At 69.1% G+C, this 19,770-nt stretch carries 23 protein-coding genes; 16 read left to right on the top strand and 7 right to left on the bottom strand.

The genetic code is table 11. The features are described from left to right. Nucleotides 1-4: 4 nt before the first annotated feature. The 4 genes from PX653_RS26125 to PX653_RS26140 all read right to left on the bottom strand — a co-directional run bounded on the left by PX653_RS26125 (nucleotide 5) and on the right by PX653_RS26140 (nucleotide 4,182). Nucleotides 5-1,459 carry a sensor histidine kinase gene (locus PX653_RS26125; protein ID WP_277415548.1) on the bottom strand — a complete coding sequence of 485 codons (1,455 nt, stop codon included), beginning with the start codon at nucleotides 1,457-1,459 and terminating at the stop codon, nucleotides 5-7. 309 nt (nucleotides 1,460-1,768) lie between these two features. Continuing rightward, entirely contained in the window at nucleotides 1,769-2,512 is a 744-nt protein-coding gene (locus tag PX653_RS26130) for a hypothetical protein (protein WP_277415549.1), read from the bottom strand. 92 nt (nucleotides 2,513-2,604) lie between these two features. Continuing rightward, entirely contained in the window at nucleotides 2,605-3,258 is a 654-nt protein-coding gene (locus PX653_RS26135) for a MarR family winged helix-turn-helix transcriptional regulator (protein ID WP_277415550.1), read from the bottom strand. A gap of 39 nt (nucleotides 3,259-3,297) precedes the next feature. Then, the gene (locus tag PX653_RS26140; protein ID WP_277415551.1) at nucleotides 3,298-4,182 is read right to left on the bottom strand and encodes a LysR substrate-binding domain-containing protein; all 885 of its coding nucleotides are present in this window, start codon (nucleotides 4,180-4,182) and stop codon (nucleotides 3,298-3,300) included. A gap of 106 nt (nucleotides 4,183-4,288) precedes the next feature. On the opposite strand from PX653_RS26140, the gene PX653_RS26145 reads away from it, so the two are divergent. Continuing rightward, the gene (locus tag PX653_RS26145) at nucleotides 4,289-4,681 is read left to right on the top strand and encodes a RidA family protein (RefSeq protein WP_277415552.1); all 393 of its coding nucleotides are present in this window, start codon (nucleotides 4,289-4,291) and stop codon (nucleotides 4,679-4,681) included. Here PX653_RS26145 and PX653_RS26150 read toward each other — a convergent pair. The 3 genes from PX653_RS26150 to PX653_RS26160 are packed head-to-tail and all read right to left on the bottom strand — an operon-like array spanning nucleotide 4,678 to nucleotide 7,858. After that, nucleotides 4,678-5,571, bottom strand: coding sequence for a LysR family transcriptional regulator (locus PX653_RS26150; RefSeq protein WP_277415553.1), 894 nt, complete (start codon nucleotides 5,569-5,571; stop codon nucleotides 4,678-4,680). The genes PX653_RS26145 and PX653_RS26150 overlap by 4 nt on opposite strands. A 32-nt stretch (nucleotides 5,572-5,603) precedes the next feature. Next, nucleotides 5,604-6,809 carry an MFS transporter gene (locus PX653_RS26155; protein WP_277415554.1) on the bottom strand — a complete coding sequence of 402 codons (1,206 nt, stop codon included), beginning with the start codon at nucleotides 6,807-6,809 and terminating at the stop codon, nucleotides 5,604-5,606. Beyond that, entirely contained in the window at nucleotides 6,809-7,858 is a 1,050-nt protein-coding gene (locus PX653_RS26160) for an NAD(P)-dependent alcohol dehydrogenase (protein ID WP_277415555.1), read from the bottom strand. Before PX653_RS26160 ends, PX653_RS26155 begins: the two co-directional genes overlap by 1 nt. Before the next feature lie 559 nt (nucleotides 7,859-8,417). Between PX653_RS26160 and PX653_RS26165 the strand changes: the two genes are divergently transcribed. Genes PX653_RS26165 through PX653_RS26235 form a run of 15 tightly spaced genes read left to right on the top strand, consistent with a single transcriptional unit; the run spans nucleotide 8,418 to nucleotide 19,766 of the window. Continuing rightward, nucleotides 8,418-9,170 carry a flagellar hook-basal body protein gene (locus PX653_RS26165; RefSeq protein WP_277415556.1) on the top strand — a complete coding sequence of 251 codons (753 nt, stop codon included), beginning with the start codon at nucleotides 8,418-8,420 and terminating at the stop codon, nucleotides 9,168-9,170. Continuing rightward, nucleotides 9,170-9,943: a flagellar basal-body rod protein FlgG gene (flgG, locus tag PX653_RS26170; RefSeq protein WP_277415557.1), complete on the top strand. Its 774-nt coding sequence runs from the start codon at nucleotides 9,170-9,172 to the stop codon at nucleotides 9,941-9,943. The genes PX653_RS26165 and flgG overlap by 1 nt, the downstream gene beginning before the upstream one ends. A gap of 23 nt (nucleotides 9,944-9,966) precedes the next feature. Then, nucleotides 9,967-10,932, top strand: a complete 966-nt coding sequence (flgA, locus tag PX653_RS26175) for a flagellar basal body P-ring formation chaperone FlgA (protein WP_277415558.1) — start codon at nucleotides 9,967-9,969, stop codon at nucleotides 10,930-10,932. A 1-nt stretch (nucleotide 10,933) separates the two neighbouring features. Next, entirely contained in the window at nucleotides 10,934-11,506 is a 573-nt protein-coding gene (locus PX653_RS26180; RefSeq protein ID WP_277415559.1) for a flagellar basal body L-ring protein FlgH, read from the top strand. A gap of 2 nt (nucleotides 11,507-11,508) precedes the next feature. Then, nucleotides 11,509-12,618, top strand: a complete 1,110-nt coding sequence (locus PX653_RS26185; protein WP_277415560.1) for a flagellar basal body P-ring protein FlgI — start codon at nucleotides 11,509-11,511, stop codon at nucleotides 12,616-12,618. 35 nt (nucleotides 12,619-12,653) lie between these two features. Next, the gene (gene flgB, locus PX653_RS26190) at nucleotides 12,654-13,025 is read left to right on the top strand and encodes a flagellar basal body rod protein FlgB (protein ID WP_277415561.1); all 372 of its coding nucleotides are present in this window, start codon (nucleotides 12,654-12,656) and stop codon (nucleotides 13,023-13,025) included. After that, nucleotides 13,025-13,450 carry a flagellar basal body rod protein FlgC gene (flgC, locus tag PX653_RS26195; RefSeq protein ID WP_277415562.1) on the top strand — a complete coding sequence of 142 codons (426 nt, stop codon included), beginning with the start codon at nucleotides 13,025-13,027 and terminating at the stop codon, nucleotides 13,448-13,450. Before flgB ends, flgC begins: the two co-directional genes overlap by 1 nt. Continuing rightward, on the top strand, nucleotides 13,447-13,773 hold the full coding sequence (gene fliE, locus PX653_RS26200; protein WP_277415563.1) for a flagellar hook-basal body complex protein FliE: 327 nt from the start codon (nucleotides 13,447-13,449) through the stop codon (nucleotides 13,771-13,773). Before flgC ends, fliE begins: the two co-directional genes overlap by 4 nt. Nucleotides 13,774-13,779: 6 nt before the next feature. Further along, nucleotides 13,780-15,219: a flagellar basal-body MS-ring/collar protein FliF gene (fliF, locus tag PX653_RS26205; protein ID WP_277415564.1), complete on the top strand. Its 1,440-nt coding sequence runs from the start codon at nucleotides 13,780-13,782 to the stop codon at nucleotides 15,217-15,219. Next, complete coding sequence (locus PX653_RS26210; protein ID WP_277415565.1) at nucleotides 15,216-15,743, top strand: hypothetical protein; 528 nt, start codon at nucleotides 15,216-15,218, stop codon at nucleotides 15,741-15,743. The genes fliF and PX653_RS26210 overlap by 4 nt, the downstream gene beginning before the upstream one ends. Beyond that, nucleotides 15,731-16,639, top strand: coding sequence for a FliH/SctL family protein (locus tag PX653_RS26215; RefSeq protein ID WP_277415566.1), 909 nt, complete (start codon nucleotides 15,731-15,733; stop codon nucleotides 16,637-16,639). Before PX653_RS26210 ends, PX653_RS26215 begins: the two co-directional genes overlap by 13 nt. A 2-nt stretch (nucleotides 16,640-16,641) precedes the next feature. After that, nucleotides 16,642-17,952, top strand: coding sequence for a FliI/YscN family ATPase (locus tag PX653_RS26220; protein WP_277415567.1), 1,311 nt, complete (start codon nucleotides 16,642-16,644; stop codon nucleotides 17,950-17,952). Beyond that, entirely contained in the window at nucleotides 17,949-18,419 is a 471-nt protein-coding gene (locus PX653_RS26225) for a hypothetical protein (RefSeq protein WP_277415568.1), read from the top strand. Before PX653_RS26220 ends, PX653_RS26225 begins: the two co-directional genes overlap by 4 nt. Beyond that, nucleotides 18,403-19,362, top strand: a complete 960-nt coding sequence (locus PX653_RS26230) for a hypothetical protein (protein ID WP_277415569.1) — start codon at nucleotides 18,403-18,405, stop codon at nucleotides 19,360-19,362. Before PX653_RS26225 ends, PX653_RS26230 begins: the two co-directional genes overlap by 17 nt. Then, the gene (locus tag PX653_RS26235; RefSeq protein WP_277415570.1) at nucleotides 19,362-19,766 is read left to right on the top strand and encodes a flagellar hook assembly protein FlgD; all 405 of its coding nucleotides are present in this window, start codon (nucleotides 19,362-19,364) and stop codon (nucleotides 19,764-19,766) included. The genes PX653_RS26230 and PX653_RS26235 overlap by 1 nt, the downstream gene beginning before the upstream one ends. Nucleotides 19,767-19,770 lie beyond the last annotated feature (4 nt).

The following is a 19,770-nucleotide window of genomic DNA, read 5'->3' on the forward strand; positions in this document are numbered from 1 at the left end:
AGCGTCAGCCGGCACGCGGCGCTGCCGCCATCATCAGGGGCAGCGTCACGCTGAACCGGCTGCCTCGGCCGGCGCCGGCGCTGTGGGCCGTGACGCTGCCGCCGTGCAGCTCCGTCAGGCGCTTCACCAGCGGCAGGCCCAGGCCCAGGCCGCCCTCGGCGCGGTCCGGTGTCAGCGCAGCCTGCGCATAGGGCTCGAACACGCGCGGCAGCACGTCGGCGGCGATGCCAATGCCGTTGTCCTCGACCGTCACGGCCACCGCCTTGGCGGAAAGGACGACGCGCACGTGGATCGTGCCGCCCGGTGGCGTGTACTTCGCCGCGTTGTTGAACAGGTTCGACAGGATCTGCACGAGGCGCATGCGGTCGCCGCAGACATGGATGGGGGACGCCATGGCGTCGACCCGGCAGTCGTGGCGCTTGCGCGCCAACAGCGGGCGCACCTGTTCCAGCGCATCGGCGAGCGGCTCGCGCAGGTCCATCACATTCTTGTCGAGGGCGATGCGGCCGCTGCTGACTCGTTCCATGTCCAGCAGGTCGTTGACCAGGTTGACAAGGTTCGCCGTCTGGGCCGCGACGATGGCCCCGATGCGTTCGCGCTCGGTAGGTGTCTGGCCGCCGCCGTGGCGCAGGATTTCCGCCGCCGCGCCGATCGGCGCCAGCGGATTGCGCAGCTCGTGCGCCAGCGTGGCCAGGAAGATGTCCTTGCGGTCGTGTTCCGCGCGCAGTTCGCGCAGTGCGCCCTGCAGTTCGCGTTCCGCCTGGCTGCGGGCGACATCCACGTCGAGCAGCTTCAGCGCGAAGCGCCAGCTGGTCACCAGCAGCAGCACGGCCAGCGTCCAGATGAACAGGGGCAGCGCCGTACCGCTGTCGTACAGGCCGTAGCGGGCGGCGAGCTCGGTCGCGGCGCCCGTCAGCACCGGCGCCACGAAAGCCCAGATGAGCAGACGGCGTGAGATCCGCGCCGCGGGCAGCTCCCCCGTGACGGCGGCCAGCAATCCGCCCCGCGGGTGCAGGAACAGCGTGCCCAGTGCCAGCAGGATGGCCTGTGCGCTGGTCAGGATCGACGTGCCGCGACCCGGCAGGAAGCGGTACAGGAAGGTGTCGCGAAACAGGTAGCCGCTGAGGTTCAGCAGCGCGAGCAGCAGCACGGCCAGCGCGATGCCCTGGGCGACCATGGCATGCCTGGTCCCGCCCGACAGCAGCAACGCCAGGCCCAACGTGAAGAACATGGTTGCCGTCACCGGCGATGACAACGTGGTGGGCGAGACCTGCGCACCGTGCGCAAACTGGAACGGTGCCGGTGCGTTGCCGGCGGCATGGCAGGCGACGATGGCCGCGCTGGCGGTCATAACTAGGGCCGCAATCCACCAGCTGCGGTCCGGACGGTCGTGCCAGCGCCAGCGTACCCACAAGGCGGCCGCGCCCAGCAGCGACAGCACCGTGGTGACGGGCACCATCGACGGCAGCCCGGGTGCGACGAGACCAGGAATGTCGTCCCCGTCAACCAGCCAGCCAGGTTCGCCAGCCCGATGGCGAGGCAGGCCGTGACCGCCCAGGGCGGCACGTGGCCTGCGGCACCGGCAGCTTGCCGCTCAGTCATCGCACGCCGCCGCGGGCGGGATGCCGTTGCGCTGTCCCGGCCTTGGCCGTCTGCGCTGCGCGGTGTCGGGCGCGTGGGCCATGCCGTCCTCCGTCGGGTCGAAACGGTCAGGGTAGTCCCGTGTCCGACCGCGATCTGTACGGTCGAACACATACGCGCGCGGTGCCTATTTGCCGACCTTGCCCGGCAAGGTCAGGTTATCCGAGGCCACCTTGTACACGTCCACCACGCACAGCAGGGGGCTGTGGACGCTGGCGTTGACACGCAAGGCGGCCGTGACGCCGTCGAAGCCGGCTTCCGTCAACACACCGATATCGTCGAACGGCACCCGCACCTCCAGCACGTTCTCCTTGAAGACGGGGCTCCAGCCGGGGCTGTCGATCAGGATCGGCAGGCCGGGCCACGTCTTCGGCAGCTTCGGCCTGGCGCCGTCCGGGATATCGACGACTTTCAGCGCCCCCTTGCCGCAGGCGTCGTCCGGTTGCAGCACGACCCAGTGCGAATGCCACAGGTCGCCGTCGTTCTTCAGGTTGCCGTCGCCGTTCTCGTCGTACAGCGGGGTGTCGTCGAAGTCCGGATGCGACGTCACGGCAAAGGCCAGGATGCCCGCGCCCTTGTCGAACCCGACGACGGCCGGGTCCAGCGTGGTCGGCCACACGTACGAGAACACGCTGCTGCCGGCCAGCTTGCCCACCTTCGACGGTTTCGACGCGCCGGCCTTGCCGGAGACGGCGACGTGGAACACGGCCACGTTGCCCTCCGTCGAGATCTTCGTGTGGACGATGTCGAAGGGCGCACGGACGCTGCGGTCGGGCGGCGTCTGGATGCCGCCCGTGTGACCGGAATGGGCCTGCGCGCCGAGCGTCAGGGCAAAAGCGGCGGCGGCGAATGCGGACTGGATGAGCTTCATGGTGGTTCCTTTCAAGACGGCCTTGCAAGGAATGTCGCGTGGCGGCCAGGCACATGACATTAGGAGTCCTAATTATTTCGATCAAAAAAAACTCAGGCGAAGGCATCCCAGTTGCGCCGTTCCGTGACAGGGTCCGCCGGCACGTGCTCCGCGCAGTCGATGCGCAGGAACGTGATCGGCAACGGCGCCTTGACCAGCGCGCAGTGGTGCGGTGCCGCGCTGCCCGGGAAGGCGTTGGCCTCGAAGTAGCGGCACGACAGGCAAGCGCGCAGGGCCGGGAACCGTTCGCTCTTCTGCAATTGCGCGATCAGCTTGAACAGGCCGATCAGCAGGGCGGCCTGGTCCTCGCCCGGGAGCCGCGCCGCCGCTTCGTCCGCAAAGCTGACGGCGCCGGCCATCCGGGCCGCCAGGGCCTTGCCTTCTTCCGTCAGCCACAGCGCGCTGGCGCGGCCATCGTCCTCGGCGCGCGCCTTGCGCACCAGGCCCTTGGCCACCAGCGCCGTGACGGAGTCGCTGGCGCTGGCGGCAGACACCGACAGCTGCGCGGCCAGCCAGGACAGCCGCACACCCTGCGTGCGGTCGCGCAGCAGCTGCAGGATCTCGGCCTGGGCGGGATTGAGGTGCTCCGCCGTTGCCGCTTCCCATACGCCGGCACGCAGCACGCTGGCCACCCGGGCGATCGCGACGACGATGCGCGCCGAGATGTCGGGAGTGCCTTGCCACGGGTTTTCCGGTTGGATGTCCATGCGCGCATCATAGCACGGAAGAAGATTTTGTAAAGAGTCCTAAGTATTCGTCGCTTCGATCCGCAGCCATGCCAGCGCGGCATCCACTTCCGGCCGCGCCGTGTGCGCCGCGCTGCGCACGAGGTGGTAGGTGTGACCCGCCACGGTGGGGCCGAACGGCTGCCGCAGCCGGCCTGCCATCAGGTCGTCGGCCACCAGCGCAAGGCTCAGCAGCGCGACGCCCTGGCCCGCCAACGCCGCCTGGATCGCGTGGTCCTCGTCGGAAAAGCGCAGCTGCGCGCGCGGCGCTTGCCAGGGCACGCCCGCGGCCGCGCACCACGCCTGCCATGTCGGGTTGTCCGGATGGGGGCGGCGCCAGGTGAATTCGATCAACGGCAAGATGGTTAAGTCGGACGGTACGAGCATGCCCAGCGCGGGACTCGCGACCGGTGCAAAGCGGTCGCCGAACAGCGGCTCGGCCACCAGGCCGGGGTAGGGACCGCGCCCGTAGCGGATCGCCACGTCCACGCCATCGTGCTGCAGGTCGACAGCGACGTCGGTGGCGCGCAGGTCCAGGTCGATGTCCGGATGCTGCGCGCGAAAGCGGGCGACGCGGGGCGCCAGCCAGCGACCCATGAACGCGCCAGTGGCGGAGATCGTCACGGACCGACGTGCGGGTGCGGGCGCCAGATGCTGCAGGGCGGCGGCGAACGCATCGAAGCCGTCGCGCAGCACGGGATACAGCGCGGCGCCAGCGTCGGTCAGCACGACCTGGCGCACGCGCCGTTCGAACAGGGGCATGTCCAGGTACTCTTCCAGCGCACGCACCTGGTGGCTGATCGCGGTGGCCGTCACCGCCAGTTCGTCGGCGGCGTGCTTGAAGCTGCCGTGCCGCGCCGCCGCTTCGAAGGCGCGCAGGGCCGGCAGGGGAGGAAGTCGGCGCATGGGGACAGGTGAAATACGTTCAGCTTATGCCTGACGAATCCTCGTTTGTCAACGCGTCCGACCGCCGCTATCGTCGATGCCTCCACCAACCCAACCGGAGCCTTTCATGGAACGCATCGTCAGCCACCCCGACCATTACGAACCCTTCCTGCTGTCGCAAGGTATCCGCGCCGGCAACCTGCTGTTCATCTCCGGCCAGGCCGGCGCCGGCGCGGACGGCAGCATCGTGCCCGGCGGCTTCCAGGCACAGGGCGAGCAGGCCTTCGCCAACCTGCGCCGGGTACTGGAAGCGGGCGGCGCCAGCCTGCGCGACGTCGTCAAGGTCACCATCTTCGTCACCGACATGGCGCACTTCGCCCAGGTGGTCGAGCTGCGGCGCCGCTTCTTCGCCGCGCCTTATCCGGCCGACACGATTGCCGAGGTTCGCGCGCTGTACGACCCGGCGGCAATGATCGAGATCGAGGCGATCGCGGTCGTGGGCGCCGGCGCCACAGGCTAGCCCTGGTGCCGGATGGCGTCGATGACGATGCCCAGCGCGCGCGACGAGTGCCGCCGGCTGGGGTAGTAGGCATGCAGCCCGGGGAAATGCGGGCACCAATCCGCCATCACGCTGACGAGACGGCCCGCCTGCACGTGCGGGCCGGCCATGTCCTCCGTCAGGTAGGCCAGGCCGCAGCCGCTCAGGGCCGCGTTCAGCATCTGGTAGGTGCCGCTGAAGATGAACTGGCCGCGCGGCCGCATCTCCAGGTCGCGCCCCTCGTGGCGCAACTCCCAAGCATAGACGCCGCCGGCGCTGGCCAGGCGCAGGCCGATGCAGTTGTGCTTCATCAGGTCGTGCGCGGAAGTCGGGACGGGCCGCTGCGCGAAGTAGCCGGGTGCTGCGACGATCATCGTGCGCATATCCGGCGTCAGGCGCACGGCGATCATGTCCTTGTCGACCTGGTCGCCCCAGCGCACGCCGATGTCGTAGCGTTCCGCCACGATGTCGACCATGCGGTAGTCGGCGCTGAACTCCACGTGGATGTCGGGATACTTGGGCAGCACCGGGGCCAGGCGGGGCCACAGCACGTTGTCGATCACCTGGTCGGTGGCCGTGATGCGGATCGTGCCCGTCGGCTTGTCGCCCAGGTCGCTGACGGCGGCGATCTCCGCCTCGATCTCCTCCATCCGCGGCGCCACGTTCTGCAGCAGGCGCTCGCCCGCCTCGGTGGGCGAGACGCTGCGCGTGGTGCGCGTCAGCAGGCGCACGCCCAGGCGCGCCTCCAGGCCGCGGATGATGTGGCTGAGGGCGGACTGCGTCATGCCCAGCTTGGCGGCCGCGCGCGTGAAGCTGCGTTCGCGCGCCACGGCCAGGAACACGAGGATGTCGTTGATGTTTTCGCGTGCCATCGGGCTTGCCGCTGTTCGGGGAAACCCCGATTCTAAGCCAGCGGGGCCGTGTCTGCAGGCCGTGCAGCGCGTGCAGCCAGCCAGGCCATGGAGGCGCCGGCCACGAGGATCGCCGCGCTGGCGCCGAACGTGGCGCGGTAGCCGTAGCCATCGAACAGCAGCCCGCCCAGCGTGGCGCCGCCGGCGATCGCCAGCTGGACGATCGCGACCAGCAGGCCGCCGGCCGCCTCGGCATCGCCGGGCAGCGTGCGCGCCACCCACGTCCACCAGCCGACCGGCGCGGACGTGGCCAGCAGGCCCCACAGGCCAAGCAGCAGCGCCGTCGCGGGCACGGACGTGCCGCACGCAATCAATCCCAGCGCGACGGCCGCCAGCAGCAACGGGATCGCGACCAGCGTGCGGTACAGCGAGTCCCGCAGCAGCGTCCCGATCAGCGTCGTGCCGACGAAGCCGGCGATACCGATGACGAGCAGCAGCAGCGACAACAGCCCCGGGCCGGCCTGCGTGACCGTCTCCAGGAAGGGGCGCAGGTATGTGAACAGCGCAAACTGGCCCATGAAGAGCAGGGCGCAGCCCACCATCCCGAAGACCACGGCCGGACGCTTGAGCAAAGCGAACATGCCGCTGCCCGTGCGTTCGCGCGCGGCCGGCATGCGCGGCAGGCTGGCCAGCTTCCACGCCAGCGCGATGGCGGCAATGGGGATCAGGCAGAAGAACGCGCCGCGCCAGCCGATCAGGGCACCCAGGAAGCTGCCCAGCGGCGCCGCGACCACGGTAGCCAGCGCATTGCCGCCGTTGACGATCGCCAGCGCCTTCGGCACCCCTTCCGGCGGCACCAGGCGAATGGCGGTGGCGGCCGACATCGACCAGAAGCCGCCGATGGCCACGCCGATCAAGGCGCGGCCCAGCATGAACGTCGGGTAGTCGGGCGCAAAGGCGGCGACGGTGCCGGAGACGATCATCAGCAGCGTCAGGGCCGCCAGCAGCATTTTGCGATCGAGCCGGCCTGCCAGCGACGCAATCGCCAGGCTGGTGATCAGCGCGAAGGCACCGGAGACGGCGATCGCCTGGCCGGCCTGGCCTTCGCTGATGCGCAGGTCGGCGGCGATGGGCGTCAGCAGGCTGACGGGCATGAATTCGGACGCGACGAGCACGAACGCGCCCAGCGACAGGGCCAGCACGCCGCCCCAGGCAGCCGGCGCGGCGGGGGCGGCCGCGGGGGGCAGACGTGCCGTCATCAAGCCGCCAGCGTGGCGTTGTCGATCACGAAGCGGTACTTGACGTCGCCCTTGAGCATGCGTTCGTAGGCCTCATTGATCTCGTCGGCACGGATCATCTCGATGTCGGCCACGATGCCGTGTTCGGCACAGAAGTCCAGCATTTCCTGCGTCTCGGCGATCCCGCCGATCATCGAGCCGGCGATGGCGCGGCGCTTCGTGATCAGGTTGAACACCTGCGGCGACGGGTGCGGCGTCGCCGGCGCGCCGACCAGCACCATGGTGCCGTCGCGCTTGAGCAGGTTCAGGAACGCGTCCAGGTCGTGCGGCGCCGCCACGGTGTTGACGATCAGGTCCAGGCTCTTGGCCTGCGCGGCCATGGCGTCCGCGTCGCGCGACACCACCACTTCATGCGCGCCCAGCGCCTCGGCATCCTGGCGCTTCGATTCGGAGGTGGTGAAGGCCACCACGTGGGCACCCAAGGCGCGGGCCAGCTTGATGCCCATGTGACCCAGGCCGCCGATGCCGACGACGCCGACCTTCTTGCCGGGACCCGCGCCCCAGTGGCGCAGCGGCGACCAGGTCGTGATGCCGGCGCACAGCAGCGGCGCCACGGCGGCCAGTTGCTCTTGCGGATGGCGCACGCGCAGCACGAAGTGCTCATTGACGACGATGCGTTCCGAATATCCGCCCAGCGTGTGGCCGGGCGCATCGGCGGTGGCGCCGTTATAGGTGCCGACCATGCCGTCGCAATAGTTTTCCAGGTTATCGCCGCACTCGGCGCAATGGCGGCAGCTGTCGACCATGCAGCCCACCCCGACCAGGTCGCCTACCTGGAAGCCGGCGACGTGCGCACCGACGGCGGACACGCGGCCGACGATCTCGTGGCCCGGCACACACGGGAACAGCGTACCGGCCCATTCGGCCTTCACGGTGTGCAGGTCGGAGTGGCACACGCCGCAGAACGCGATGTCGATCTGCACGTCATGGGCGCCGGGCGCGCGGCGGGCGATGTCGAGCGATTGCAATGGCTGGTCGGCGGCGTGGGCGCCGTAGGCTTTGACGTTCATTGGTAGTCCTCATGGTTGCGTTGAAGTGATCCAGGCTCAGGCAGCGCGCGCGATGCCGGAAGCGCAACGATGGTAAGCGCAAATTGATGAGGAAAACGGGTTTGAAATTGCTTGGGCTTATGAAAATGAATCATGAATCTGACGCGTCCATCCCGTGGTCGCGTAACCGATCTAATACCAATGGTTACAGATAGTTGCGCTCGAATGTGTATCCCACCGCAGCAGCGCCGGTAAATTGATGTGAAAGAAATCTTTCACATAAATTCGCTGGAGAAATAATTCCATTAAGTAATCCCGATACGAATTTCCACCTTGAAACGTTACGGGAACGTAACCGTTCCACGTCGACGCTGATCATCCTTAGAATTTTCCCTCTAATCCGCGCAATCTTGCGCCGGGATGGATGGGTTCCCTGGAGGAGCACTGTGATTATTGGAGAGAATTATTAAATCATCAACAAAATCCCCGCTCGTCACCTGTCACTTGTTACAGGAGAATTAATATTTCCTGTTGTGATCAAATTGCGAAGAGGCTACACTTTGTTACATACGTAAATTCTATGCGCTGCGTGCGCGATGGGCGGGAAATGGACTTGATGGTGGTGGCTGCCGATGCCATGCGGCAAGATGCGGCGCGGTTGCAAGGCATCGCTCAGAACCTCAGTAATGCACTGACGCCCGGTTACAAAAAACAGGTTGCCAGCACCCAGCCGTTCAGCGCGCAGTTCGACGCCGCCAGCGCAGCCCAGCAGTTCCAGCGTGCCAGCGCGCCGCTCCAGCAGATGCAACTCGATCCCACTGCCGGCACCCTTCGGGTGACGGGCAGCGGCAGCGACGTTGCCATCGATGGCGAAGGCTTCTTTGAATTGGCGCATCCTTCCGGTCCGGTCTACTCGCGCCGCGGCGACTTCCACGTCGACAGCGGCGGGCGGCTGGTGGGCGCGCAAGCACTGCCCGTACTGGGCGCCGGCGGTGAAATCCGCCTGACCGGCGAACCTTTCGGCATCTCCGGCAATGGCGACGTGACGCAAGGAGGAGCGGTCGTGGGCAAGCTGCGGGTCGTGCGCCTGGCGCGTGCCGAGCTGCTCGAGCCGGTCGGTGGCGGCGTCTATGCACTCGGTGGCGCCACGTTGGAGGATGCGGCTGTGGTGCCGCGCGTGCGCATTGGCTACCAGGAAAATTCGAACGTGGATACGGCGCGCGAAATGGTCGGCATGACGGAAACCGTCCGCCATTTCGAGTCGCTGCAGAAGCTCATGCAGGGATATGACGAGGTGCTCGAAAAAAGCATCCGCAAACTAGGGGAATTCTGATGAACGACGCGCTTTATATTGCCGCGACAGGGATGCAGACGCAGCAGAAGAGCGTCGAAACCATTGCCAACAACCTGGCCAACGTCAACACGCCGGGCTTCAAGCGCGGCAAGGTCAGTTTCGAAGACCTGGTGTATCGGGGCCTGGGCACCGCACCCCAGCAAGCCGGCGCGCCCGCGCTGTGGCAGGGCAGCGGCGTGGGCATTGCCAGCATGGTCAAGGTGTTTGCCGCCGGCGAGATCAAGAAGACGGACCAGCCGCTCGACCTGGCGATCGACGGTGCCGGCTTCGTCGAAGTGATGACCGCCGACGGCACGCCCGCGTTTTCGCGCGGCGGCACGCTCACGGTCGATCGCGACGGCATGCTGGCGACCGCCGAAGGGTATGCGCTGAAGCCGGGCATCCACGTCGGCCTCGACGCCGAGCAGCTCACCATCCAGGCCGACGGCCGCGTGCTGGCCCGGGTGGCCGGCCAGAAGGAGGCTTCGGAAGTCGGCCGCATCGAGATGGCGCGTTTTGCCGACACCGATGGCATGGTGGCCCTGGGCGCCAACCTGTACCGGCCCAGCGAGAAGTCCGGCGATGCCATCTACGGCAAGGCCGGCGAAGACGGCATGGGCCGGTTGGTGCAGGGCGCCGTCGAGGCCTCCAACGTACGGCTGATCGATGAGATGGTGGGCCTGATGGCGGCCCAGCGTGCCTACGAGAGCAGCGTCAAGGTCATCCAGGCCGCCGACGAGATGCTCGCCATGAGCAATAACCTGCGCAAATAAAGCGGCGCCGTCCCCGTCCCCTTATGAGCTGGAAGCTGGCACTGGCGCCCTTGGCGCTGTGGGCGGGTTGCGCCCTGGCGCAGGGTGCCACGGTGGCGCTCGACCTGCGCGCCGCGGCGACGGTACGAGGCAAGGATGTGCTGTTGGCCGACGTCGCCGCCATCGAAGGCGCCGATGCGCGGCAGCGGCAGGCGTTGGGGGCCGTGCGCCTGGGGCCTGCGCCGCTGGTCGGTTACGCGCAGGATTTCAGCCGCGCCGCGATCGAGGCGGCCGTGCTGGCGCGGCCGCTCGCGGCCGGGCTGGTGCTGGACTGGCGCGGTGCGGCGCGCGTCATCGTGCGACGCGCAGGCACGCTGGTGGCGGGCAGCGAGCTGGCGGACGTCGCCCGTAAGGGCCTCGCGGCGCGCTACGGCCGCGAGTACGACGAGATCGAACTCACGCCAGTCGGCACAGTGACGGATGTGCAAGTCGCCGATGGCCGCCTGGAACTGCGGCCACGGGAAACAGCCGGGCCGCTGCGGCCCCGCACGACGGCATGGATCGACGTGCTGGTCGACGGGGCGGTCTATCGGTCGGTGGCGCTGCCGATGCAGGCCAAGGCGTGGCGTACGGTGGCGCTGGCCCGGCGGTCCTTGCCGGTCGATGCACAAGTCGGCGCCGACGACGTCCGCTTGGTGCGGCAGGAAGTGCTGGCGCTGGCCGGCCAGCCTGCCGCGGCACCGGCGGTCGGCGAGCACTGGCGCCTGCGCACGGCCGTGGCCGAGGGCGAAGTGCTGCTGCGCGAACAGCTGGTGCCGACGGGCGCGATACGGCGCGGCGATCGGGTCACGCTGCTCGTCACGGCGGGGGCGATCCGCATCGAGTCGGCCGCGGTGGCCCAGGAGGACGGGGTGGCGGGTGCCGTGCTGCGGGTGCTGCCGGCCGGCGGCGAAGCGGTCGTAAAGGCCAGGGTGATCGGCACCCATTTGGTGGCAATGGATGAAAACTAATATGAACCTCTTCAGAAAAATCGTGGCGGCAGGCATGTACTGGATCGTTGGCGCTGCCGCCGCGACCAGCTTGTACCAGCCATCCACCTACCAACCCTACACGTCGGACCTGCGGCCACGCCAGGTAGGCGACCTGATCACCGTGATGGTGTACGAAAGCGCGAGCGCCAGCACGACCGCCAACACGACGGCCGGCCGCGACGCGGCGGTCGGCTGGACCACGCGCCTGCCGGGCAAGAACTACAGCGGCGCGCTGGGCACCAACAACCAGGTCGACGGAGGCGGGCGCACCGCGCGCGAAGGGCGCGTGCTGGCGCAGATCACCGTGGCCATCACGGCCATCACGGAACGTGGCGACCTGCTGGTCGCCGGCGAGCAGCTGCTGGACATCAACGACGAGCGCCAGCAGATCCGCGTCGAGGGCCGCATCCGGCCCCAGGACGTCTCCGATGCCAACGTGGTGCTGTCGACGCGGATCGCCAACGCGAAAATCAGCTATGCCGGCCAGGGTGACCTGGCCAATGCGCAGCGGCCGGCCTGGTGGCAGCGCCTGTTGACGATGTTTGGATTGTGATCATGTGGCGCTCCCTCCTGCTGGCGCTGGCGCTGGCCATTTCCGCCGGCGCGCACGCCGAAGGCATCCGCATCAAGGACCTGGGCAAGGTCGGCGGCTGGCGCGAGAACGCGCTGACGGGCTACGGCCTCGTCACCGGCCTGGCCGGTACCGGCGACTCGTCGCGCAACAAGGCCACGCGCCAGTCGATCGCCAACATGCTGGCGCGATTCGACATGACCATCGTGGCCGACGACGTGCAAAGCCGCAACGTGGCCGCCGTGATGGTGACGGCCAGCCTGCCGCCGTTCGCACGTGCGGGCGATACGGTGGACGTGACGATCACGTCGATCGGCGACGCGCGCAGCCTGGTCGGCGGCGCCCTGATCCTGGCGCCGTTGAAAGCGGCGGACGGCAAGATCTACGCGCTGGCCCAGGGCCCGGTGTCCGTGGGCGGTTACAAATACGACATGAACGGCAACGTCGTGCAGAAGAATCACCCGACGGTGGCAGCCATTCCGGGTGGCGCGACCGTCGAGCAGACGGTGCTGTCCGACGTGACGCAAGGCGGCAAGGGCCTGACCTTCGTGCTGGCCGAGCCGGACATCACGACGGCCAGCCGCGTCGCCAATGCCATCAACCAGCAGCTGGGCGAGTCGCTGGCGGTCGCGCAGGATGCGGCCGGCATCGCGATCCGCATCCCGGACGGCCGCCGCGCGCGCCTGAACGACTTCCTGATGGCCGTGGAGAACGTGACGGTCGAACCGGACCGGCGCGCCAAGGTCGTCATCAACGAACGCACGGGCACCATCGTCTCGGGCGGCGACGTGCGCATCGCCCGCGTCGCCGTGTCGCAGGGCGACCTGAAGGTCACCATCGCCACCGACAAAACGGTATCGCAGCCGCTGTTGATCGGCCAGGGCGGCGGCGGCATCCGCACGGCGATCGTGTCGAACAGCCAGGTCGATGTCCAGGAGCGCAATAGCGCCGGTTTCGTCAGCGTGCCCGGCACCACGGTGGCCGACCTGGTGCAGTCGCTGGCCCGCATCAAGATCAATACCCGCGACATCATCTCCATCCTGCGCGCGGCGAAGGCCGCCGGCGCGCTGCATGCGGAGCTGGTGGTGCAGTAACGCGCCCCACGTCATTCTATTTTTCGGAGCACACAGTGTCATTCATCGATCAGAGCACCGTCGGACTGTTGAGCATGGCGCTCGACGCCACGGCGCTGCGCCAGCGCGCCATCGCGCAGAACATCGCCAACGCCAATACGCCGGGCTACCAGCGCATCGGCGTCAGCTTCGAGACCCACCTGGGCGCCTTGCAGAACACGCTGAAGCAGGGCGGCACGCCGTCGCTCGCCTCGCTGCGCGACCTGCGGCCGATGCTGGAACCGGTGGGCAAGCCCGGCGATCCGGTGGCGCTGGACATGGAAGTGGCGGCCCTGTCGGACAACACGCTGCAGCAGCAGGCGCTGCTCAAGGTACTGAACAAGCATATGAGCCTGCTCAGCACCGCCGTCAACGAAGGGAAGCGCTGATGGACTACCGCGCCGCTTTCCAGATCAGCGCCGCCGGCATGGCCGCGGAAAAGCTGCGGCTGGACGTCACGGCCCTGAACCTGGCGAACATGCACGCGGCCGGTACCTCGGCCGAGCAGGTCTACCGCCCGCAGCGGGTGGTCACGCAGACGGTCAGCTTCAGCCAGCAGTTCGGCCAGCTGGCCGGTGCCATGGCCGGCGTGCAGACCACGGTCGTGCTGCAGAACGTGGCGCCGCGCATGGTGTACGAGCCTGGCCACCCCTACGCCAATGCCAAGGGCATGGTGGCGTATCCGGGCGTGGACAACGTCACCGAAATGGTCACGCTCAATACGGCGCTGCGCGCGTATGAGGCCAACGTCACGGCCATGAACGCGGCGCGCACGATGGCCGCGCGCGCCCTCGATATCGGAGGCCAGCAATGAGCATCGAACCCGTCAGCCTGACGGCCGGACTGTCGGCCATCCTGCCGGCCGCCACGCCGGCCGTGGACGGCTTCCTGCCACCGGCCACCGTGCAGCAGCCGGCCCCCGGCTTCGGCGACATGGTCACCCGCGGCATCGACTCGGTCAACGACACGCTCGTCAAGGCCGACAACGAAGTGCGCCAGGTGGCGGCCGGTGGCGGCCCGAGCCTGCACGAAGTGATGATCCACCTGGAAGAGGCGCGCCTGTCCTTCCAGTTGCTGGCCCAGGTAAGAAACCGCTTGCTGGACGCGTACCAGGAAGTGATGCGGATGCAGGTCTAGGAGTAAATGGTGATAGCAGAAAGCTGGAAAGCGTTGGCCCCGCGGGCCCGGATCGGCATCGCAGCCGGGGTCGTGCTGATCGCGTGCCTCACGGTGGGCCTCGGCATCTGGGCCTATCGTGCCGACTACCAGGTGCTGTTCGCGGACGTCTCGACGGCCGACGCGGCCGCGATGACGGCGGAACTGGACAAGCAGAAGGTACCGTACCGCCTGGCCGACAACGGCACCACGATCCTGGTACCGCAGGAAATCGTCTACAAGACGCGCCTGAAGCTGATGGGTAACCAGATGCCGCTGCATGGTGCCGTCGGCTTCGAGGTATTCAACAACGCCGACTTTGGCATGACGGAATTCGTCCAGAAGGTCAACTACCAGCGCGCCATCCAGGGCGAATTGACCCGCACGATCCTGGCGATCGAGGACGTGCAGGCGGCGCGGGTCCACCTGGCGATCCCCGAGCAAGGCTTGTTCAAGAAGGCGTTGACGCGGCCGAAGGCCTCGGTGACGCTGACGATGAAGAAAGACCGCACGCTGGCACCGGAGCAGGTCACCGGCATCCAGCGCCTGGTCGCCGCTTCCGTGCCGGACATCGCCAGCGGCGACGTGACGGTGCTCGACCAGCACGGCGTGGCACTGACGCGCCCCGTCAGCGCCGATGCCGCGGCGGACAGCAGCGGCGCGGGACTGGAGGCCAAGCGTGGCACGGAGAGCTATCTCGCGAAAAAAGTCACCGAAGTGCTGGACCGCAGCTTTGGCGCCGGCGTTGCCGTCGCGAGTATCGATGTCGCGCTGAACCTCGACCAGAGCCGCATCACCACCGAGGAAGTGCTGCCCGCCAAGGGCCAGGCGGCCGAGGGCGGGCCGGCCGGTGTCATCGTGCGTGAACGCCACACGTCCAGCGAGGCCGGCGACCTGTCGGCCGGGGCGCCACCCCGCGCCGGCGGCAACAGCAGTACCGAGTCCGACTACCAGGTCGGCCGCCGGGTCGAGCAGCTGGTGCCCGCCAGCGGTGGCATCCGCCGCATGACGGTCGCCGTGCTGATGCGCCAGCCGCTGACGGAAGACCAGGTGGCCAAGCTGAAGGAAGTCGTGATGCTCGCCGTCGGCTATAACGAGGCGCGTGGCGACGCCATCGTTGTCTATCCGATGGCGCAGTTCCAGCAGGTGGGCGCGCCATCCGCGGCCGAAGCGGTACCCGCGGCCGGGCCGGTACAGACCGAAGCACCGGTACCGGCGCGGCAGGACATGGGACCGGTCGCGGTCGCACTGGCTGCCTTGACGGCGCTGGTGCTGCTGGCCGGCCTGGTCTACCTGCTGCGGGCCCGCCGGCCGGCGGTGGTCGTGGCCCCGGTCCGCCTTGGCACGGAAGAACGCGCACGCATGGTGGCCGACATCCGCCAATGGATCGAGCAAGCACCGGTCGTCACCGGCGAGGTGCGCAAATGAGCGGGTATCGCCGCGCGGCGGTGGCTTTGCATGCGCTGGCCGAGGCCGACCGCACGCTGATCCTGGCCGAGCTGCCGGAGCAGGACCGCACCGTCCTGCGCGACTACCTGAACGAGCTCGATGAGCTGGGCTTCGATACCGGTGCCGCGACCGACCTGCTGCCGCGCCAGCCGGCCGATGCCGTGCCGCCGGCCGCCAACGATACCCCGGTCGACACCCTGGGCGCCGCAGCCGCGGCCAGCGTCAACACCGTACTGGAAGGCGAGCCGGCCTCGCTGGTGGCGCAATTGCTGTCGGTCGAGCCGTGGGCATGGCGGGGCGAATACCTGGCGCTGCAGACGTCGGCGCGGCGCGAGCAGTTGCATGCGGCAGCGCCGACGGCGGCTGTCGCGCCTGCGCGCGCGGCGTTCCTGCGCAGCGCGGTGGCGGCACGCCTGCAACGCCTGCCGATCCGCGCCCCGGCCGCCCAGCCGGTGGCTCGTGCGCCGTGGTGGCGCCTGGTCAGGTTGCCATGGACCCGATAATCCGCGCCGCCGCGTTGACGGCGATACCGCGCCCGCTGCGTCGCCCGGACGGCAGTGCCGCCACGGTGGCGCCAGCCGCATCCATCGGTCCGGCCGTGGCCGTCGAGCCCGTCGAGTCCGTCAGACCGGCCGTCGCCGTGCTGCCGGAACTTGGGGAATCGCCGCAGGCGGCGCCACCCTCCGGTCCGACGCCGGCCGAACTGGCGGCTGCCGCCGAAGCCGAACTGGCGCGCGCCCGCCAGGTGCTGGCGGATGCGCAGGCACAGCACGAGCGCTGGCAGGCCGAGCAAGCCACCGGGCAGGAGCAACTGGCGGCAGCGGCGGCCGACCTGGTCCTGCGCGAGGAAGCATTGCAGCGCGACCGTGCGGCCCTCGATGCCGCCTGCGCCAGCGCACGTGACGAAGCGGCCAGCCGCGGTTACGAGGAAGGCTTAGCCAGCGGCACGGCCGAGGGCAGGGCCGGCGTCGATGCCGCCATGGCACGCCACCTGGCGCAGCTGGAGGACATCGTCGCGCAGGCGGCCGAGGCCCGCGAGCGCCTGCTGGCCGGGCACGAAGACATGCTGGTGGAGGTGGCGTATGCCGCCATCTGCCGGCTCGCCGGCGCCGCGGCGAGCAGCCGGGCCGGCGCACTGGCGCAGGTCCGCACTGCCGTCGCGCAGGTACGCGAGGCGGATGGCGTACGCGTGCGCCTGCATCCGGACGATGTCGCGTGGCTGGCCCCGCAGGCGGGCGAACAGCACAGCTGGGCCCTGCTGGCCGACGAACGGGTGGAACTGGGCGGCTGCATCGTCGAGGGCGGCCATGGCAGCCTGGATGCGCGCCTGGAGCTGCAGCTCGAGCGCTTGCGCGCCGCGCTGTTGGCGGCACGCGCCGCGCGCGCCGCGGAGGTATGACGATGCAGGCTTACCTGGACGCGGTGCGCTCGGCCGAGCTGACCCGGCGCAGCGGCAAGGTGCTGGCGGTGGCGGGACACAGCATCGAGGCCTCCGGCCCCGATGCGGCGCTGGGCGAACTGTGCGAGCTGGCCGTGGCACCCGGTACCCGCCTGCTGGCCGAGGTGGTGGGCCTGCGGCCGGGGCGCGTGCTGCTGATGCCGTATGGCGATCCGCGCGGCGTCGCGGCCGGCATGGATGTGGTGGCAAGCGGCAGCCCGCCCGGCATCGGCGTCGGTGCGGCGCTGCTGGGGCGTGTGATTGACCCGTTCGGCGTACCGCTGGACGGTGGCGCGCCGCCCCAGCCGCTGACGACCCGCAGCCTGTACGCGCCGCCAATCAATCCGCTGACGCGGCCGCCCATCGACCGCCTGCTGGAAACGGGCGTACGTGCCATCGACAGCCTGCTGCCGCTGGGCTGCGGCCAGCGTGTCGGCATCTTCGCGGGCAGTGGCGTCGGCAAGAGCACGCTGCTGGGCATGCTGGCGCAGCGGGTCAACACGGACGTCAACGTCATCGCCCTGATCGGCGAGCGGGGCCGCGAAGTGCGCGAGTTCGTCGAAAGCCAGCTGGGCGAGGAGGGGCTGCGCCGCAGCGTCGTGCTGGTGGCCACGTCGGACCAGCCGGCCCTGGTGCGGCTGCGCGCCGCGCACGCCGCCACGGCGATCGCCGAGTACTTCCGCGACGAGGGCAAGCAGGTGCTGCTGATGATGGACTCGCTGACCCGCTTCGCGATGGCGCGGCGCGAGATCGGCCTGGCGGCAGGCGAGCCGCCGACCGCGCGTGGCTATACCCCGTCCGTGTTTACCGATATCCCGGCACTGTGCGAACGCTGCGGCGCCACCGATTCGGGCGGTGCGATCTCGGCGCTGTACACCGTGCTGGTGGAGGGCGATGACTTCAACGAGCCGGTCTCGGACATCGTGCGGGCCACGCTGGACGGCCACATCATGCTGACGCGCGAACTGGCGCACGAAGGACATTTCCCGGCGATCGACGTGCTGCAAAGCGCCAGCCGGCTGGCATCGGCGCTGACCGATGCCGGCGAGCGCGCCACGATGGCGACGGCCGTCGAACTGCTGGCCACCTACGAGCGCAATCGCCAGATGCTGGACATGGGCGCCTATCGCGCCGGCAGCAATCCGGCCATCGACAAGGCGGTGGAGCTGTTTCCCGCGTTGCGCGCCTTCCTGCGCCAGCCGGTCGAGCAACTGGCCCAGCGTACCGCGTCGATGGCGCAGCTGCGCCAGCTGGTCGGGACGGCAGCGGCATGAGCAAGCGCTTTCGCTACGCCCTCGAGCCGCTGCGCCTGACGCGGCAATGGGCGCTGGACGAGTTGCTGGCCACGCTGGCGCGGCACAACGAGGCGGTGACGCGGGCCAGCACGGCGTTGCAGCAGTTGCGCGCGCAACTGGAGCAGGCACGCCAGGACTGGCTGGCCGGCCAGGCCGCCGGCCAGACCCTGGCGCTGGAGCGCATGGCGGTACTGGGGCGCTACCTGTACGACGGTGCCGTCCGGGTCGATGCGATGGCACGCCAGCTGGCGGTATTGGAACGGCAGCGCGACGACACGGCGGCCCAGGTGGCAGCTGCGCGGCGCGCGCTGGATGCGGTGGAAGAGCACCGCGACGACCAGCGTGCCGCCTTCCGGCGCGCGCAGGGAAGCGAGGATTTCAAATTGGCGGACGATCACTGGAGCGTCTTGCAAGCAAGGGGAACGGAGCATGAACTCGACTGTTGAAACATCGGCCGCGCTGGCGCCGGCCACGGCACGCTTCGACCGGCAGCATGCCGGCGCGCGCCAGCAGCGCTGGATGGCGGAACTGGAGCAGGCAATGCTCGCGCAGCAGCCGGGCCAGCGGCCAATCGACACGGCGCAGCAGCCCGTGCCTGAGGCGGCCGAGGCAGCCGCGTCGACTGCGCCGGCAGCGGCGCGACCGGCCGCCCAGGCGGCGGTGCAGGGCCCTCAGGCCGCGCCGGCCGCCGCGTCACGCAGCGACGGCACGGCTGGCAAGCAAGCCACCACCGGGACCGCCGCCACGCACGGTCACGCAGCCGATACCGCAACGGGCGAACTGGCGGCGCGGCACGGCCCCGGTGTCGCAGTCGGGACGCCAGGCGCACAGGACGGCGCGGAACCCGCGTTGGCGGGCGCCGCAGGCGCTATCGTGCCGACCATGCTGGCGACAGGTCCGATGCCGTCCGCGGCCCCTGTCGCCGCCATCCTGGCAGCGGGGGGCGCGGAACCGGCAGCGCCCAGCGGCACGGCCGGCGTGGCCCTGGCGCGCGCCGGACTAGGCCTGGCATTCGGCCTGGCCAACGCAGCGCCGCAGGCCGAAAGCATGCCGGAAGCGCCCATGCAGGCCGGCGCGGGCGCGGACGAGGCGGCGCCCGGCGAGGAATACAGCAGGAACCTGCTGCACCTGTTCCATGGGGAGGACGGCGTGCAGGCCTATATTCGCGACGCCGAGCTGACGGGCGCCCAGATGCGTGCCGTGGCGCAGGCGCTCGCGGCGGAACTGGGCGGCAGCGGCACACGCCTGGCCGCCCTGACCATCAACGGCCGCCGGCTGCCGCTCGGCGCCGCGTCCGCCTACGAGCAATACGAAGAGGAGGGGTCTGCGCTGGCGCAGGCGGCACCGGCAGCTCGCCGGTCCTCGATTGAACAGAAAGGAGCCATCTGATGGCCATCACTTCCAGCGCCGCCATCGGCGCGGGCACGGCTTCGCAGTCGTCCAACATCAGCATCCAGGACTTCCTCAAGATCCTGACAGCGCAATTGAACAACCAGGACCCGCTCAAGCCGGTGGACAACGAGGAGTTCGTCGCCCAGATCGCGCAGTTCGCGACGCTCGAGCAGAGCCGCCAGCTGAACGTCAAGATCGACAACCTGCTGGGCGTGCAGTCGTCGCTGCAATCCGTCGGCATGCTGGGCCGCACGGTCGACGTCAACCTGAACGGCATCCTGGTCTCCGGCCGGGTCACGGCGCTCGATCTCAGCAGCGGCTCGCCGATGATGACGATCACGACCGCCAGCAACGCGTTCCAGAACAACATCAGCCTGTCCCAGGTCGTCAATATCCGCTAAGGAG

It is taken from the genome of Pseudoduganella chitinolytica, from assembly GCF_029028125.1.
Lineage (GTDB): Bacteria > Pseudomonadota > Gammaproteobacteria > Burkholderiales > Burkholderiaceae_D > Rugamonas > Rugamonas chitinolytica.

Bases quoted from the DNA above. Each gene is read 5' to 3' on its own strand.
- PX653_RS26125 (WP_277415548.1), bottom strand. From the start codon at position 1,459: ATGGTGCCCGTCACCACGGTGCTGTCGCTGCTGGGCGCGGCCGCCTTG.
- PX653_RS26130 (WP_277415549.1), bottom strand. From the start codon at position 2,512: ATGAAGCTCATCCAGTCCGCATTCGCCGCCGCCGCTTTTGCCCTGACG.
- PX653_RS26135 (WP_277415550.1), bottom strand. From the start codon at position 3,258: ATGGACATCCAACCGGAAAACCCGTGGCAAGGCACTCCCGACATCTCG.
- PX653_RS26140 (WP_277415551.1), bottom strand. From the start codon at position 4,182: ATGCGCCGACTTCCTCCCCTGCCGGCCCTGCGCGCCTTCGAAGCGGCG.
- PX653_RS26145 (WP_277415552.1), top strand. From the start codon at position 4,289: ATGGAACGCATCGTCAGCCACCCCGACCATTACGAACCCTTCCTGCTG.
- PX653_RS26150 (WP_277415553.1), bottom strand. From the start codon at position 5,571: ATGGCACGCGAAAACATCAACGACATCCTCGTGTTCCTGGCCGTGGCG.
- PX653_RS26155 (WP_277415554.1), bottom strand. From the start codon at position 6,809: ATGACGGCACGTCTGCCCCCCGCGGCCGCCCCCGCCGCGCCGGCTGCC.
- PX653_RS26160 (WP_277415555.1), bottom strand. From the start codon at position 7,858: ATGAACGTCAAAGCCTACGGCGCCCACGCCGCCGACCAGCCATTGCAA.
- PX653_RS26165 (WP_277415556.1), top strand. From the start codon at position 8,418: ATGCGCTGCGTGCGCGATGGGCGGGAAATGGACTTGATGGTGGTGGCT.
- flgG (WP_277415557.1), top strand. From the start codon at position 9,170: ATGAACGACGCGCTTTATATTGCCGCGACAGGGATGCAGACGCAGCAG.
- flgA (WP_277415558.1), top strand. From the start codon at position 9,967: ATGAGCTGGAAGCTGGCACTGGCGCCCTTGGCGCTGTGGGCGGGTTGC.
- PX653_RS26180 (WP_277415559.1), top strand. From the start codon at position 10,934: ATGAACCTCTTCAGAAAAATCGTGGCGGCAGGCATGTACTGGATCGTT.
- PX653_RS26185 (WP_277415560.1), top strand. From the start codon at position 11,509: ATGTGGCGCTCCCTCCTGCTGGCGCTGGCGCTGGCCATTTCCGCCGGC.
- flgC (WP_277415562.1), top strand. From the start codon at position 13,025: ATGGACTACCGCGCCGCTTTCCAGATCAGCGCCGCCGGCATGGCCGCG.
- fliE (WP_277415563.1), top strand. From the start codon at position 13,447: ATGAGCATCGAACCCGTCAGCCTGACGGCCGGACTGTCGGCCATCCTG.
- fliF (WP_277415564.1), top strand. From the start codon at position 13,780: ATGGTGATAGCAGAAAGCTGGAAAGCGTTGGCCCCGCGGGCCCGGATC.
- PX653_RS26210 (WP_277415565.1), top strand. From the start codon at position 15,216: ATGAGCGGGTATCGCCGCGCGGCGGTGGCTTTGCATGCGCTGGCCGAG.
- PX653_RS26215 (WP_277415566.1), top strand. From the start codon at position 15,731: ATGGACCCGATAATCCGCGCCGCCGCGTTGACGGCGATACCGCGCCCG.
- PX653_RS26220 (WP_277415567.1), top strand. From the start codon at position 16,642: ATGCAGGCTTACCTGGACGCGGTGCGCTCGGCCGAGCTGACCCGGCGC.
- PX653_RS26225 (WP_277415568.1), top strand. From the start codon at position 17,949: ATGAGCAAGCGCTTTCGCTACGCCCTCGAGCCGCTGCGCCTGACGCGG.
- PX653_RS26230 (WP_277415569.1), top strand. From the start codon at position 18,403: ATGAACTCGACTGTTGAAACATCGGCCGCGCTGGCGCCGGCCACGGCA.
- PX653_RS26235 (WP_277415570.1), top strand. From the start codon at position 19,362: ATGGCCATCACTTCCAGCGCCGCCATCGGCGCGGGCACGGCTTCGCAG.